The sequence below is a fragment of the Amycolatopsis sp. A133 genome (genome assembly GCF_031082405.1).
Taxonomy (GTDB): Bacteria; Actinomycetota; Actinomycetes; order Mycobacteriales; family Pseudonocardiaceae; genus Amycolatopsis.
The window spans coordinates 756,567-771,725 of sequence record NZ_JAVHJU010000004.1 but is presented as its reverse complement, the minus strand read 5'-3'; the positions used below and the strand labels follow the sequence as shown (position 1 = coordinate 771,725).

15 protein-coding genes are annotated in these 15,159 nt (G+C 72.2%); 13 read left to right on the top strand and 2 right to left on the bottom strand.

Annotated features, from left to right (window positions below):
• Positions 1-14: 14 nt before the first annotated feature.
• From Q5425_RS07765 to Q5425_RS07725, 9 genes are all read left to right on the top strand, one after another.
• Positions 15-611, top strand: coding sequence for a disulfide bond formation protein DsbA (locus tag Q5425_RS07765; RefSeq protein WP_308671407.1), 597 nt, complete (start codon positions 15-17; stop codon positions 609-611).
• A gap of 10 nt (positions 612-621) precedes the next feature.
• Positions 622-1,869, top strand: coding sequence for an ATP-grasp domain-containing protein (locus tag Q5425_RS07760; RefSeq protein WP_308671406.1), 1,248 nt, complete (start codon positions 622-624; stop codon positions 1,867-1,869).
• Positions 1,870-2,039: 170 nt separating this feature from the next.
• Positions 2,040-3,251 (top strand): ATP-grasp domain-containing protein, encoded by a 1,212-nt coding sequence (locus Q5425_RS07755; protein WP_308671405.1) that lies wholly within the window; start codon positions 2,040-2,042, stop codon positions 3,249-3,251.
• Positions 3,248-4,495: an MFS transporter gene (locus Q5425_RS07750; protein WP_308671404.1), complete on the top strand. Its 1,248-nt coding sequence runs from the start codon at positions 3,248-3,250 to the stop codon at positions 4,493-4,495. The genes Q5425_RS07755 and Q5425_RS07750 overlap by 4 nt, the downstream gene beginning before the upstream one ends.
• Before the next feature lie 19 nt (positions 4,496-4,514).
• Positions 4,515-5,849 carry a hypothetical protein gene (locus Q5425_RS07745; RefSeq protein ID WP_308671403.1) on the top strand — a complete coding sequence of 445 codons (1,335 nt, stop codon included), beginning with the start codon at positions 4,515-4,517 and terminating at the stop codon, positions 5,847-5,849.
• A 48-nt stretch (positions 5,850-5,897) separates the two neighbouring features.
• Positions 5,898-6,572: a cyclase family protein gene (locus tag Q5425_RS07740; RefSeq protein WP_308671402.1), complete on the top strand. Its 675-nt coding sequence runs from the start codon at positions 5,898-5,900 to the stop codon at positions 6,570-6,572.
• Entirely contained in the window at positions 6,565-7,731 is a 1,167-nt protein-coding gene (locus tag Q5425_RS07735) for a DUF362 domain-containing protein (protein WP_308671401.1), read from the top strand. The genes Q5425_RS07740 and Q5425_RS07735 overlap by 8 nt, the downstream gene beginning before the upstream one ends.
• Positions 7,728-9,068, top strand: coding sequence for an anthranilate synthase component I family protein (locus Q5425_RS07730; protein ID WP_308671400.1), 1,341 nt, complete (start codon positions 7,728-7,730; stop codon positions 9,066-9,068). The genes Q5425_RS07735 and Q5425_RS07730 overlap by 4 nt, the downstream gene beginning before the upstream one ends.
• Positions 9,065-9,646 carry an aminodeoxychorismate/anthranilate synthase component II gene (locus Q5425_RS07725; protein WP_308671399.1) on the top strand — a complete coding sequence of 194 codons (582 nt, stop codon included), beginning with the start codon at positions 9,065-9,067 and terminating at the stop codon, positions 9,644-9,646. Before Q5425_RS07730 ends, Q5425_RS07725 begins: the two co-directional genes overlap by 4 nt.
• Here Q5425_RS07725 and Q5425_RS07720 read toward each other — a convergent pair.
• A complete protein-coding gene (locus Q5425_RS07720) occupies positions 9,643-9,912 on the bottom strand; it encodes a hypothetical protein (RefSeq protein WP_308671398.1) in 270 nt (89 codons plus the stop codon). The genes Q5425_RS07725 and Q5425_RS07720 overlap by 4 nt on opposite strands.
• A 335-nt stretch (positions 9,913-10,247) precedes the next feature.
• Positions 10,248-11,207 (bottom strand): winged helix-turn-helix domain-containing protein, encoded by a 960-nt coding sequence (locus tag Q5425_RS07715; RefSeq protein ID WP_308671397.1) that lies wholly within the window; start codon positions 11,205-11,207, stop codon positions 10,248-10,250.
• 377 nt (positions 11,208-11,584) lie between these two features.
• Between Q5425_RS07715 and Q5425_RS07710 the strand changes: the two genes are divergently transcribed.
• From Q5425_RS07710 to Q5425_RS07695, 4 genes are read left to right on the top strand one after another with little or no spacing between them, the layout of a single operon-like run.
• Positions 11,585-13,753, top strand: coding sequence for an ATP-binding protein (locus Q5425_RS07710; protein WP_308671396.1), 2,169 nt, complete (start codon positions 11,585-11,587; stop codon positions 13,751-13,753).
• Entirely contained in the window at positions 13,753-14,187 is a 435-nt protein-coding gene (locus Q5425_RS07705; protein WP_308671395.1) for a roadblock/LC7 domain-containing protein, read from the top strand. Before Q5425_RS07710 ends, Q5425_RS07705 begins: the two co-directional genes overlap by 1 nt.
• On the top strand, positions 14,184-14,561 hold the full coding sequence (locus tag Q5425_RS07700; RefSeq protein ID WP_308671394.1) for a DUF742 domain-containing protein: 378 nt from the start codon (positions 14,184-14,186) through the stop codon (positions 14,559-14,561). The genes Q5425_RS07705 and Q5425_RS07700 overlap by 4 nt, the downstream gene beginning before the upstream one ends.
• Positions 14,542-15,156, top strand: coding sequence for a GTP-binding protein (locus tag Q5425_RS07695; RefSeq protein ID WP_396135132.1), 615 nt, complete (start codon positions 14,542-14,544; stop codon positions 15,154-15,156). Before Q5425_RS07700 ends, Q5425_RS07695 begins: the two co-directional genes overlap by 20 nt.
• Positions 15,157-15,159: the final 3 nt, after the last annotated feature.

Genomic DNA, 15,159 nt, shown 5'->3' with positions numbered 1-15,159 from the left:
GGAGAGGACTCCCCGTGAAGGTCGACTTCTACTTCGATCCCGCCTGCCCCTTCGCCTGGATCACCTCGCGGTGGATCCTCGAGGTCGAACAGCGGCGGGAGATCACCCTGCGGTTCCGCGTGATGAGCCTCGGTGTGCTGAACGAGGACCGCGAACTCGAGCCGTGGTACCGCGAGTTCTGCGACCGCGCCTGGGGCCCGGTCCGGGTCTGCGTCGCCGCGGCGCAGCACCACGGCGAGGAGGTGCTGCGCGACCTCTACACGGCGCTCGGCACCCGGATCCACCACGGACGGAACAAGGACTTCCCCGACGTCGTCGCGCAGGCGCTGGCCGAGGTCGGGCTGCCCGCTTCGCTCGCGGACGCGGCTGCGAGCACGGACTACGACGAAGCCCTGCGCAAGAGCCACGCCGAAGCGCTGGCCCCGGTCGGCGCGGACCTCGGCACCCCGGCGATCCACCTCGACGGAGCCGGCTTCTTCGGCCCGGTGCTCAACGCGATCCCCCGGGGCGAGGAGGCGGCGCAGCTCTTCGACGGTGCGGCGGCACTCGCGCGCAACCCGCACTTCTTCGAGCTGAAGCGCTCACGCACGCCCGGTCTGAATTACGAGTGAGGGAACGGCCATGAAACGCATCGGGTTCGTCGAGTCGAACCGGTCCGGCTCCGGGTTCGACGCCCTGCGCGCGGCCCGCGCGCTGGGCCTGCACGTCACCTTCTTCAGCAGCGGGCTCGAGCGCTACCACGCGACGCCGGGCGGCACCGAGGTGCTCGAACGCTGTGTCGACGAGTTCGTGTCCTGCCCGACCCACGAACTCGAACCGCTGCTGGCGGCGGTCAAGGCCACCGACGCGCGGCAGCCGCTCGACGCCCTGCTCTCGGTGGCCGAGTACGAAGTCGTCCAAACCGCGGAGGCGGCCCGTCAGCTCGGCCTGCCCGGGCCGGACCCGGCCGCGATCCGGATCGCCCGCCACAAGGCCGATCAGCGGCGGCGGTGGGCCGAGCGCGGGGTGCCGAACCCGGAATTCCGCGTGGTGACCGCGGTTCCGGACGCGGTGCGGGCGGCATCCGAGGTCGGGTGGCCGTGCGTGGTGAAGGCGGTCGACGAGACCAGCGGCGCCCACGTCGTCCGGTGCACGACGCCGGAAGAGGTCGTGGCCGCGTTCGAGGCCATCCGGGCCGAGCCGGCCAACCGGCGCGGGCAGCCGCGGGCGGCCGAAGTGCTCGTCGAGGAGTGCCTGGTCGGGTTCGAGGTCAGCGTCGAGGTGCTGGCCGAGGCGGGCCGCGTCCGCGTGCTCGGGGTGACCGACAAGATCGTCGGCGGCCACAACCGGTTCGTCGAGCTGGGCCACAGCTTCCCGACGGCCCTGCCGGACGACGTCCGGCGGGAACTGGAGGCGGCCGCGGTGGCCGCGACCACGGCGGTCGGCTTCGACCTCGGCCTCGCGCACGTCGAGCTCAAGTACACCGCGGCCGGGCCGAAGCTGGTCGAGCTCAACCCGCGCCCGGGCGGGGCCCGGATCACCGAGCTGATGGACCGCAGCTTCGGGCGGTCCACGATGGAGCTGGTGATCCGCCAGTACCTCGGCGAGCCCGTCCCGGACCTCCCCCGGCCGATCGGCGGTGCGGCGATCCGGTACCTGACCGCGGAACCCGGGGTGGTGGAGAGCGTCGGCGGGCTGGAGATCGCCGCCGCGGTGCCGGGGGTGTGCGAGGCGGCGGTGTCCGTCGGGCCGGGCGACCGCGTCGAACCGCTGCGGGTCAACGAAGACCGGTTCGGTCACGTCCTGGCGACCGCGGCCGGCCCGTACCTGGCCGGCCGGATCGCCGAGGCGGCGGCCCAGCAGATCGTGGTGCGCACCCGCCGGGACTGACCGATGCGCCCGCACGGCCGAGGTCGCGAATGACTCATTCGGGACCTCGGAGGTCGCGAATGAGTCATTCGCGACACCACGGCGGGGGGCCGGCCGATGCGCGTCCGATGTCCCGCCGATGGCCGCGTCGGCGAGGCTGGGCGCACCGAAGTGCGGACAGGAGAATCGAAATGGCGAACCTGGTGATGGTCATGCCGTACCAGGCGTACCTGGAGAAGGCCCGGGCCGAGGGTTTCCGGATCACCGCGCTCTGGGACCCCGCCGAAGCCCGCCGGCTGTTCGGGGCCCAGGCTCCGGCCTACCTGCGGCAGGTCGAGGCGCTCGCCGACGGCTTCCGCCTCGTCGACTTCACCGACCGGGCCGCCTACGCCGGCGCGATCCGCGCGGCCGTGCGGGACACCGGCGCTCACCACGTCTGGCACGTCGGCAGCGAGGAAAGCATGCTGCTCGCCTACGATGTCGCCGAGGAGCTCGGGAAGGCCGTCAACTCGCCGCGCTCGGTCGCCCTGCTCAACAACAAGCTCGCGATGCGCACCCTTCTGCGCGACAAGGGTATTTCGCCGGTGCGGTTCGCCACCGCGGACCACTGGACCGGAGTCGCGGACCTGCTGACGGGCTTCGAATTGCCGGTCGTGGTCAAGCCGGCCGCGTTGTCCGCCAGCCGCGGGGTGCTCCTGCTCACCGACCCGGCCCAGCTGCCCGCGTGGGGCCGGGAACTGGCCGGCTACGACGGGCCGGTGCTGGTCGAGGAGTACCTGCACGGCCCGGAGTTCAGCGTCGAGACGATGACCGTGCGCGGCGAGCACCACGTCGTCGGCGTCACCCGCAAGCTGCTCGGCCCGCTGCCGCACTTCGTGGAGCGGGGCCACCTGTTCGGGGAACCGGAAACCCCGGAAACCCGGCTGGTGGCCGCGCTCGCGGTGGAGCTGCTCGACGCCGCCGGGTACCAGTGCGGCCCGGCGCACACCGAGGTCGTCCTGACCGCGGCCGGGCCGCGGATCGTGGAGTCGCAGGCCCGGCTGGGTGGAGACAAGATCCCGGATCTGATCGCGATCGCCCGCGGCTTCGACGTCAAGCGCGCCATGTTCGCCGCCCTGGCCGGGCGCACGACCCGGCCGGGACCCGGCGGCGAAGTGGCGCACATCGCGTACTTCTCCTTCCCCGCCGGGACCCTGCACTCGGTGTCCGGTTTGGACGAAGTGCGCGCACTGGACTTCGTGCACACCCTGAACTTCCCGTTCGCCCCCGGGGACGTGCTCCCGGAGACGGTGAGCTCCAAGACCCGGCACGGCCACGTGATCCTGACCGGCTCCGCGGACGCCGCCGAAGCCCAGGCCCGCGCGGACCGCGTCCGCGCCCTGATCGAGGTGGAGGTCCGATGAGGAACTTCTTCGCACTGCACCGCAACGTCCGGCTCCGGATCGGGCTGGCGTTCGTCCACAAGCTGATCGACGCGATGATCCTCACCTTCATCGCGATCTACCTCGCCGCGCACGTCGGTGTCGCCCTCGCCGGCGCGCTGATCCTGGTGTTCGCCGTGTTCGCGGTGTTCGGCATGCTGACCGGCGGCCACCTCTCCGAACGGTTCGGCCGGCGGCTGGTGCTCATCACCGGCGACGTCGTCGGCACGACGTTCCTGGTGCTGATGGCAGTCGCTTACCACGCCGGCTGGGGCGCGCTCGCGGTCTACTTCAGCTACGCGATCGTCAAGTTCGGGACGAACCTCGCGCTGCCCGCGAACGACGCGACGATCATCGACGTGACACCGCCGTCGGACCGCAAGTTCGTCTACACGGTCAACTACTGGGTGATCAACCTCGCGCTCGGCACGGGCGCCCTGCTCGGCGCGTTCCTGTACAGCGCGCACTTCGGCGCGGTGATCATCGGCGCCGCCGCCGGCATGGCCGTCGCCCTCACCGTCACCGTCACGCTCGTGGCGGAGACAAAACCCGAGACACCGCGGCCGCCGGTCAAGCTGACCGGCCTCGCCCAGTTCGTCGAGGGCTACAAGGTGGTGCTGGCCGACGCGACGTTCCGGCGGCTGATCGTCGCCGCCACCCTGATCCTCACCCTGGAAGGGCAGCTGAGCACGGCGATCGGGATCCGGCTGTCGACGGGCTTCGGGGTCCAGGACGTCTTCCCGTTCGGGGCCATCGGCGGCGTGCAGATGCTCGGCGTGCTCAAGGCGGTCAACACGGCTCTGGTGGTGGTGTTCGCGCTGGTCGTCAACACGCTGCTGCGCCGGATGCCCGACCGCGCCCGGGTCTACGCGGGCATCACCCTGTACACGGGCGGGTTTGTGGTCCTCGCGCTCACGAACGACGCGTGGCTGCTGCTGGCCGCCGTCGTCGTGCTGACCGTCGGCGAGCTGATGAACCTGCCGGTCCAGCAGGCGCTGCTGGCCGAGCTGGCCCCCGAGGAGGGCCGTCCCCGGTACCTGGCCGCCTACTACCTGCACATCCGGTTCGGCCAGGTCGTCAACTCGGTGCTGATCAGCCTCAGCGCGGTACTGGCCGCGCAGGGCATGGCCGCCGTCTACCTGCTCTTCGGCGTTGTGGTCGTCCTGCAGTACCGGGTGATCCTCGCCCGCCGTCCGGCGCCCGCCGAGGCGCCGGTCTCCGTCTGAGAAATCCCGGGAGGGAACCATGTCGGCACGCGCCGATCGGATCACCGAGGCCTACCTCGCCGGCTGCGAGGCGCCGGACGGCCCGCTGCGCCACGCGCGGGACCGCCTCGAGCTCTCGGAGGCCCAACGCCGGTCGTGGCCCCGGCTCCTGCCCCGGCCGATCATGGTCGACGAAGCCGGTTACCGGGCGTTCGGCCGGGACCTCGTCACCGTCTTCGACCTGGTCACGAGCCTGCCGCGGCGCGTCTTCGACGGCGACTTCGACCGGTTCCGCACCGCGCTGGGCATCGACGACCGGCACGCCGGCTTCATGTGCCGCCTGCTCGGCGAGGGACCGCCGCCGCTGTACGGCCGGGCCGACGTCTACTACGACGGCTCGGCGTTCAAGCTGCTGGAGTACAACATCGGCAGCGCGCTCGGCGGCCTGGACATGGTCGCCTCGCTGCCCCAGGCGTACCTGCGGGTCCCGGCGGTCGCGGAGTTCGCCGCCGAGCACGGCCTCGGCCACCTCGACATGGGCTCCGACCTCGCCGCGGCGCTGCGCAACGCGGGCAAGACCATCGGCGCGGGCGAGCCGGTGGTCGCGATCCTCGAGAGCCCCGGCGGGATGACCACCTACGGCCGCCAGCGGCGCTCGAGCGCCGAAATGCTGGTGCGCAACGGGATCGACTGCCGGGCCGGGGAAATCGGCGACCTGGAGTTCCGCGGCGGCAAGCCGTACCTGGACGGCACCGGCGTCGACGTGGTCCTGCGGTACTACGGGCTCGAGGAGATGCTCGCCCGGCCGGACTGCGACGAGCTGCTGGAGCCGGTCTTCCGGGCCCACGAAGCCGGCACCGTCGTGGTCTGGACACCGACCAACGTGTTCGGCAACAAGGGCACGCTGGCGATGCTGTCGGAGTACGCCGAGGTGTTCACGGCGGCCGAACGGGCGGTGATCGAGCGCGTGCTGCCGTGGTCCCGGATGCTCGGCCGCCCCGGCGCCGGACCGGACACCGGGCGCATCGAGGACTGCGTGCAGCGCCAGGACGACCTCGTGTTCAAGCCGACCGGGCTGTACGGCGGCCAGGGGGTCGTGATCGGCCGGGAGGTCGACGCGCGGACCTGGCGGGAGACCCTCGAAGCGGGATCGCGGACCGGCTCGCTGGTGCAGGAGGTCGTGCGGCCGAACCTGGAGCCGGTGATCGACCCGGACACCGGCGCCCGCAGCGAGTGGTACGCGCTCTGGGCCGCCTTCATGACGCCGTCCGGCCTCTCCGGCGGCGGGATCCGCGCGATCCCGCCCGGCGGCACGTCGGTCATCACCATGAGCAACAACGCGAGCGTCCGCAACACCTGCCTCTTCACCTGTTGAGCGCTGTACCTGTTGAACGCTGCACCTGCTGAGCAAGGAGATCCTGTGGTGGCCCGACTCGTCGACCTGACCCACGGCTTCTACGACGGAATGCCGTCCTACCCCGCCGACTGGTTCCCGAAGTTCGTCAGCGAACGCTCGATGACGCCGGAGACCGACCCGTACGGCACCAAGCGCACCTTTTCCTACCTGCACGTCTTCCCGCACAACGGGACCCACATGGAGTACCGGCTGCACTTCTACCCCGGCACCGAAGGCATCGACGAGGTCCCGCTGGAGACCCTGATCGGCCGCGCCTGCGTCGCCGATCTGTCCCACAAGGGCGAACTCGAGCCCGTCACCGGTGAAGACCTGGAGCGGACGCTGCGGCCGGTGTGGCGGGCGGGCGACCGGCTGCTCGTGCGCACCGACTACCTGCGGCACAACTGGGGCCGGCCCGACTACTGGGACCGGCCGCCGTACCTGACGCCGTCGGCCGCGGAGTGGGCCATCGAGAACGGCGCGAGCCTGTTCGGCCTCGACTGCCTCACCGAGCAGCCGGGCGACGCCGGTTCGCCGGTGCACCACGCGCTCCTGGCCGCCGGCATCCCGCTGCTGGAGTACGTCACCAACATGCACGAGCTGACCAAGCCCGTGGTGCAGCTGTTCGCGCTGCCGACCAAGGTCGCCGGGGCCGAGGCGGCGCCGGCGCGCGTCATCGCGATGGAGGAAACGGATGACTGAGCAGGTCGCCTTGACGGCCGTCGGCGGCGACGCCGACGTGCCCGACGGCCTGGACCGGCTGCTCGGCCTGCTCGGCGCGCCCCTGTCCGGGCTGCGGGCCGGCGACGAGGTGCTGATCAAGCCGAACCTCTTCCAGACGGCACCGGGCTTCCACGTGCGCCCGGCGCTGCTGGCGGCGATCGCCAAGGTCGTCGCCGGGCACGGGGCCCGGCCGGTGATCGCCGAACGCACGCACGCCATCTACGAGATCCTGAACGACCACGAAGCCGCGAAGTACGCCCGCGTCGTCAGCTTCGACGACCTGCCGCTGCGGATCACCGGCATCCCCGGTGCGACGTCGCTGCGCGTGCCGATCGCCGTGCCCGAGCTGATCCTGGACTGCGACTTCTTCATCGGCGTCCCGCAGCTGCGCACGCACGCGAGCGTCGTCTACTCCAACGCGATGAAGAACCTCGTCGGGCTGCTGCCCGGGTACACGACCCGGATCGTGCACATGGCGGGCGTCGACGAGTCCACTGTGGACCTCAACCTGATGCGGCCGCAGGACCTCGTGGTGTGCGACGGGACCACGGTGATCGAGGGCAACTACCCGATGGACGGGCAGGCCAGGGAGGCCGGGTTCCTCGCCGCGAGCCGCAACGCCGTGGCCCTCGACGTCGCCGTCGGCACACTGGCCGGCTTCGACCCCGGCAGCGTCGCGTACCTGCGTGACGCGCACGAGCGGGGGATGGGGCCGCTCGCGCTGGACGACGTCGAGCTGCTCGGCACACCGCTTCCCGAGCTGGCGTTCGACATGGTCAAGGCGCCGGTCGAGATCGTCGTGCCGCGCGAAGGGATCCACGTGTACGCCGAGCACGCGTGCCCGGCCTGCAGCCGGTTCGTGGCGGGGGCCATGAAGGCGCTCGCCGGCGAACTGTGCGCGTGGGACGGGGAGATGACGGTGATCTCCGGGCCGCAGGTGGTGCTGCCGCCGTTGCGCGGGGAAGTGGTGCTCGTCGGCAACTGCCTGTACGAACGCCGGGACCTGGGCATCTTCGTCGAGGGCTGCCCGCCGCGCGCGATCCAGCTGGCCGCGTTCCGCTACGCCATGGGCAAGCCGGTCGGCGACCACGAGCGGACGCAGTTCCGGGTGCCGGCCGGCCGGGCCGCGGCCCGATGATCACCTCCGCGCTCGCGCCGGGCGACCGGCTGCACCGCCACGTCGTCCCGCTGGCCACGGCGGTGGACCCGGTGGCGGCCGCGTCGGCGCTGCGGGCCGCCGGCCGCGCCATGCTCACCGCCGGCACCGGCGGCGCCGCTCCGGTGCTCGCCGCCGGTGAACTGGCCGTCCTTTCGCACCCCGGTGGCGGCTCGCCGCTGACCGCCGCCGTGGACCTCCTCCGCGGCCTGGAGCTGCCGCCGGGCACCACCGACGCCGAGGCGGCCTGGTTCGGGTTCCTCGGCTACGACGCCGCGCGGGACTTCGAGCGGCTGCCGAGCCGCCACCCGGCGACCGACCGGCCGGTGTACGAGTTCTTCCTGCCCGAGGTGCTGGTCCGGTTCGCCGAGGGCCAGGTGATCGGCCGCGGCACGACCGCCGCGGCCGCCCGCTCGGCGGCCGAGCAGGTCGCCCGCACGTTGCACGGCCTGGCGATCGCGTCGCTGGGCACCGTCGCGGTGGGCGCCGGCCGGTTCGGGTTCGCCTACGACGAGTACGTCGACGCCGTCCGCCGCGCCCGGCAGCACATCCTCGACGGCGATGTCTTCCAGCTCGTGCTGTCGAACGCGTGGACCGCACCCGCCACTGTGGACGGACTGACCGTCTACAAGAGACTGACGACGATCAACCCGTCGCCGTACCACTTCTGGTACGGCGGGCCGCGGTTCGAGGCCGTCGGCGCGTCCCCCGAGCCGTGCATGACCCTCTCGGGCGGGAAGGCGCTGATCCGCCCGCTCGCCGGCACCCGGCCGCGGGGCCGCGACGGGCACGCCGACCGGCTCGCCGAGGACGACCTGCGCTCGTCGGTGAAGGAGCTGGCCGAGCACCGGATGCTCGTCGACCTGGCCCGCAACGACCTCGGGCGGGTGTGCCGCCCGGGCAGCGTCTCGGTCGGGCGGCTGATGGCCGTCGAGCGGTACTCGCACGTCATGCACCTGACGTCGGACGTGTGGGGCGAGCCCGCGCGGGAGCGGGGCACCGACGAGCTGATCCGGGCGACGTTCCCCGCCGGGACGATGACCGGGACGCCGAAGGTGCGCGCGATGGAGATCATCGACGCGCTCGAGCCGTCGCGGCGCTGGCTGTACTCCGGCGCGGTCGGTTCCTTCGGGGTGGCCCACGTGGACCTCTACCTGACGATCCGCAGCATGGTGTGGTGCGACGGGGAGATCCGCCTGCAGGCGGGCGGCGGCATCGTCCACGACTCCGACCCGGCGGAGGAGTACGCGGAGTGCCTGGCGAAGCTCGGTTCGGGCGCGCGGGCGCTCGGCGTGACGGTGGAAGGAGCGGCCGCGTGATCTGCGTGATCGACAACTACGACTCGTTCGTCTACAACCTGGTGCAGTACCTGGGCGACCTCGGCGCTTCGTGCCAGGTGTACCGCAACGACGAGGTGACCGTGGCCGACGTGGCCGCGCTCGCCCCCGAGCTGGTTCTGATCTCGCCGGGCCCGGGCGACCCGGCGGAGGCGGGCATTTCGGTCGAACTGGTCCGCCGCCTCGCCGGGCACGTGCCGCTGCTCGGCGTCTGCCTGGGCCACCAGGCGATCGGCGCGGCGTTCGGCGCGAGGGTGGTGCACGCGGCCGAGCCGATGCACGGCAAGTGCTCCCCGCTCGCCCACGACGGCCGTGGCGTCTTCACCGGGCTGCGCAACCCGCTGACGGTGGCGCGCTACCACTCCCTGGTGATCGACCCGGCGTCGCTGCCGGCCGAGCTGCTCGTGACGGCCTGGTCGTCGACGGGGGAGGTGATGGGCGTGCGGCACCGCTCGCTGCCGATCGAGGGGGTCCAGTTCCACCCGGAGTCGCTGTTCACCGAGGAGGGCATGGCGATGGTGGCGAACGCGATGCGCTCCCGCACGCTGGTCCGCAGCTAGGCGAGCTCGGCCGAGACGACCGACGGCAGCTCGCGCAGCCGCTCGAGCAGGGGGCCGGCCGCATCGGCGGCGAGCAGGACGGCGCAGACCATGCTGCTCTCGCGGACCCCGTCCTTGATGTCGACGGACAGTTCGTGAACGGGGTGCCCGTCGAGGGCGCACACGAGGGCGGGAATCTGCTCGGCGCCGCCGACGAAGTAGGTGGCGATGCGCCGGCGCAGCAGCATGGCGGAGCGGGGCGCGGGAACGGCGAAGGAAGTGGACACGGCGGATCTCCCGGGTGAAAGGGGGAATGAGATCGGGGCCAGGTCCCGGAAAAGGGCGGTCGTCGACGCAGCGCGCCGGCGACCTGGGTTCAGCCGGCGCGCCGGGTTACGAGTCGCAAGGACAGGCTCGGACGCAGCACGGCGACAGGCTAGCACGACCCCCGGCTTGGTTGGCACCAAGACCGAGTGGCGGCGCTGCTGGGCGGTACCGGACGGCTCGGGGAGATGCGCCCCAATGTGGCGTTCGGTGCGTTGGGTGCGCCCAACGCACCGAACGCCGCATTGGGTGCGTTGGGCGCACCGAACGCCGCATTGGGTGCGTTCCTGCGGGCCGGTCAGCTTGCCCGGATGATCCCCAGCCCCAGGGTTGTGATCTCGTGGATCTGCGACTTGCCCGCCCGGGTGCTGCTGATCAGCCCGCTCGCCCGCAGGACCGATGCGTGCTGGCTCGCCGTCGCCGGGGAAATTCCGGTCAGCTCCGCCAGCTCGCTCGTGTTGCAGCGGGTGGTCGCGATCGTCACCAGCACCCTGGCCCGCGTCTGGCCGAGCAGCGCCGCCAGTGACGGGCCGGGCTCGGCGTCGCTGTCGAACCTCGGGTGGCTGATCGAATACACCAGCGCCGGTGGGCGGGCCGGGTCCTTGTACGTCGTCGGCATGCCGTGGGCGAAGAACGCCGGGATCAGCCTCAGGCCGCGGCCGTCGAGGTGCAGCTCCTGCTCGACCGGGAAGCGCACCCGCAGCACCGGCGGGTTCCACGTGACCTCCGGGTGCAGCGTCGAGAGCAGCAGCTGCGGCCCGCCGCGGTCCAGATTTGCCTGCAGCCGGTGGCGGTCGCGGGCGACCGCGCGCCGGACCGCGGTCCAGTCCGGGGCGACGCACTGGCGGTAGTAGTCGTGCAGGGCCGCGCCGAGGCGCCGCAGTTCGCGGGCCTCGCCGTCGCCGATGCGGCGCAGCCACGCCGGGACGTGGGTGCCCTGTGCCGCGAGTTCGGCGACGTCCGCGGCCAGCGTGCGCTCCGGTGTCTCGAGCACCGCCGAGACGCCCTCGCCGATGGTGCGGGCACCCGCCGGGGTGAGGAAGTCCGGGCAGTACCCGTACGGCGGGACGGCGGACATCAACAGCCGCCCGGACTGCGGGACCGCGGAGCGTGATCCCCGCCGCCAGCGGCCGAAGAACGGCTCACCCTCCGGGCGCCGGATCCGGTAGCTGCTCATCAGCAGCTCCCACATCGGGTCGGCGTCCTCGGCGATGGTCACCTTCGCCAGGTCCGCTTCCGTGAAGTGGATTTTCAACACTCGAACGCCCCCTTTCCCGGCCGAGGTTACCGGCGCCGCCGGGCCCGCACACGGGCGGTCACTCCTCCCGGCGCCGCCGGAAATTCACGGACCCGGCCCGGAATTCCACCCGTACCGGCGTCTTTCCTTCACCCTCCGCAAGGGTAAAAAGCCGTGCGGTGGCAGTTCACGCTGTGTCATTGGTGCGTACGGGGGAAACGACCGGTGTTCCTTGACAGCGCCGCACTGGCCGAGGTTATGTCTCCGGCTGAATTACGCGGAAAAGGAACCGTAAATCGTTCTCGGCCACCGGTACGAATCGAGCCACGCCACCGATGAAAGAAGACGAACCCTCGTCCCGCCGTTCCGTCGCCTCCTGGAATCCCGGGAGCTGGCGGTTGCGCACCAAGATCTCCGTTGTGCTGTTGCTGCCCGTCCTGGTCGCCCTGCTGCTGGCCGGCGGCCGGGTGCAGGCCGAGCTCGCCCGTGCGGGCGGGCTCAGCGCCGTCCGCGACCAAATGCCGGTCGTGCAAGGGATTTCCGAACTCGCCGGGCTGGTCGACGACGAGATGATCCACGACGGCGGGGCCGCCCAGACCGCCGCGGTCGACGAGAAAGCCGCCGTCGTCCGCCGCGACGCCGCATTTTCCCAGCTCAACCCGCAGCTGTCGCGATCATTGGAAGATCAGCTGGCCAAATTGGCCGACCTGCGGCAGCAGACCGGCTCACCCGCCGGGAAAACCGTCGCTTACCACGACTTCACGGTCGCGCTCAGCGAAGTGATCTCGGGTGTCGTGGAGCAGGCCGGAAATGGTGCTCTCGGCGCCGCGGCCGCCGGCGTCGAATCGTTGGTGCAGCTGAGGACCAGTCTCGCCGATCAAGAAGCGCTGGCCGGCCGGACGGAAGGGACTTCGGTCGCAGCCGCCGGGCGCGCCGCGGCCGAGGAAACCGTGCTCACCGGACAACTCCGGCGCGCACTGCCCGCCGGCGCGGCGGCCGCCCGGTTCGCGGCGGCGACCAGTACCGGCGCCGGAGGCCCCGAGGTGAAGCGCACGATGCTCGGCACCATCCTCGCCGAGCAGGTGAAAACGCTTTCGGACGCGGTCGGCGTGCAGACCAACGCCGCGCGGTCCGACGCGCTGCGCGACGCGGCGCTGGTGCTCGCGTCCCTCCTCGGTGCCCTGGCCATCGCGCTGGCCGTGGCCCGGTCGGTGGTCGCCCCGATCCGGCGGCTGCACACGGCCGCGCTCGACACCGCGCGCCGCCGCCTGCCCGACACGATCGAACGCATCCGCGAGGGCGAGGACGTCGACTGGCGGGCGACCGCGCCGCTGCCGGTCGACTCCGAGGAGGAGATCGGGCAGCTCGCCCGGGCCTTCGACGACATGCACCGGCAGGCGGTGCGCCTGGCCGTCGGTGAGCAGGCCGAGATGCGGATCCAGGTCAGCGAGATGTTCATGACGCTGTCCCGGCGCAGCCAGTCGCTGGTGGAGCTGCAGCTGTCGGTGATCGAGGACCTCGAAGCCGACGAGCAGGACCCCCAGCGGCTGGCCGAGCTGTTCCAGATCGACCACATCGCCACCCGGCTGCGGCGCAACGGCGAAAACCTGCAGGTCCTCGCGGGCGGCAAGCCGGTGCGGCGGGACGCCGGGCCGGTCGCGACGGTCGAGCTGCTGCGGGCGGCGACGTCGGAGGTCAAGGACTACCAGCGCGTCACGCTCGGCAACGCCCCGCGCGGGTCGGTGCAGCCCGAAGCCGCGGCGGACGTCGTGCACATCCTCGCCGAGCTGCTGGAGAACGCCATCCGGTCGTCGCCGCCGGAGGAGCAGGTCGTGCTCACCGCCGACCGGGGCTTCGACGGCGGCCTGCTGATCGAGGTCGTCGACGTCGGGCTCGGCATGACCCGTGAAGACCTCGGAGCGGCGAACGCCCGGCTGGCCGCCGGAGCCGCGGTGAGCCCGGAAACCACCCGCCGGATGGGCCTGTTCGTGGTGAGCAGGCTCGCCGCGTCGCACGGGATCACCGTGCGGCTGCGGCCCACGACCACGCGGACCGCGAGCGCCGGCATCACCGCCAGCGTGCACGTCCCGGGCGTGCTGATCCTGGTCGACCTGCCGCCACGGGCCATCCCGCCGGCCCGGTCGGCGCCGGTCGACGGCACCGCCCGGCACGAGCTCGAACCCCGGTGGCCCGCCGAAGAACCGCCGCCCGCGGCCGTGGCGGACCCGCCGACGCCGATCTTCGACCAGATGCTGTCGCACTGGTTCGCCGAGGCCCCGGCGACCCCGGCCCGGCCCGGCGCGTGGGCGACCCCGGCCGACGAGGTCCGCGAGGCCGCGGAAGCCGCGGTCGGCACCCTCGACGGCGTCGAGTTCACCGGCTCCGGGCTGCCGGCCCGGCAGCCCGGCGCCCAGTTCGCGCCGGGCTCGGTCGCCCCGCGTCCGCCGCAGCCCGCGGACTCGTCCTTCCGCGACCCGGCCGCGGTGCGGAACAACCTTTCCCGGCACTACAGCGGCATGCGCGCGGCCCGCCACCGGGTCGCGGGCGAACCGGAGGCGGAGCAGTGATGAGCACCCGGCAGGGAGGAACACAAGTGGCCGAAGGGTCCCGGAACTGGCTGGTGTCGGCGTTCACCCAGGAGGTCCCCGGTGTCGCGCACGCCGCGCTCGTCTCGGCGGACGGGCTGCTCGTGGCGGCCGACGAAGCCCTGCCCCGCGACCGCGCCGACCAGCTCTCGGCGATCGCGTCCGGCCTGTCCAGCCTCGCGCTCGGCACCGCCGACCTGTTCACCGCGGGCCGGGTGGTGCAGTCGGTGATCGAGATGGAGCAGGGCTTCCTGCTGCTGATGAACGTCGGCGACGGCTCGAACCTGGTGGTGCTGGCCAACCCGGGCTGCGACATCGGGCTGGTGGGCTACGAGATGACGTTGCTGGTGGACCGGGTCGGGAAGGTGGTCGAAACGCCGGCTCGGCCCGCGGCCTCCCCGGGGGCGGCCCGGTGACCGAAGGCCGGCGACGCGAAGGCGGGCGGCACGCGGCGTCGCTGGCCCGCCCCTACGCGTGGACCGCCGGTCGCACCCGGCCGACGGTCGACCTGGCGGTGGAGGCCCTCGTGGAGACGACGGCGGAGGGCCGCACGGCGCCCTTCAGCCCGACCAACCCCCTGGCGGTGGTGACGCAGCTGTGCCTGCACCAGCGGTCGGTCGCGGAGGTCGCCGCCCACCTGGGCGTGCCGCTGGGCGTGGCCAGGGTGCTCATCGGCGACCTGCTCAGCGCCGGCCAGGTGTCGATCCGCGACACGCTCACCGCGGACGCCTCCTGGGACGAACGGAACGACCTGCTCGAAAGGGTCCTCAGTGGACTACGTGCGCTCTGACAGTGCTTATGGCAGCGGTGCCTGCAAAAGCCGGATCACTTCGGCGAAGATCGTCGTGGCCGGCGGGTTCGGGGCCGGCAAGACGACGTTCGTCGGTGCCGTTTCGGAAATCGACCCGCTGCGGACCGAAGCCCTCATGACGTCCGCGGGCGTCGGCGTCGACCGGGCCGAAGCGGTGCCGGGGAAGTTCGCCACCACGGTCGCGATGGACTTCGGCCGGCTCACCCTCGCCGACGACCTGGTGCTCTACGTCTTCGGCACGCCGGGCCAGCACCGGTTCTGGTTCATGTGGGACGACCTCGTCTGCGGCGCGGTGGCGGCGATCGTCCTGGTGGACACGCGCCGGCTGGCGGACTCCTTCGCCTCGATCGACTTCTTCGAGTCGCGCGGGCTGCCGTTCCTGGTGGCCATCAACCAGTTCCAGGACACCCGCCAGCACGGGCCCGAGCAGGTGCGCGAAGCCCTCAAGATCCCGGCGGCGGTGGAGGTCGTCACCTGCGACGCGCGTTCGCCGGAGTCGACGAAGCAGACCCTCATCGCCGCGGCCGAGCACGCGCTCGCCGAGCACCACGCCCCCCGACCACGGAACACCTGAAGG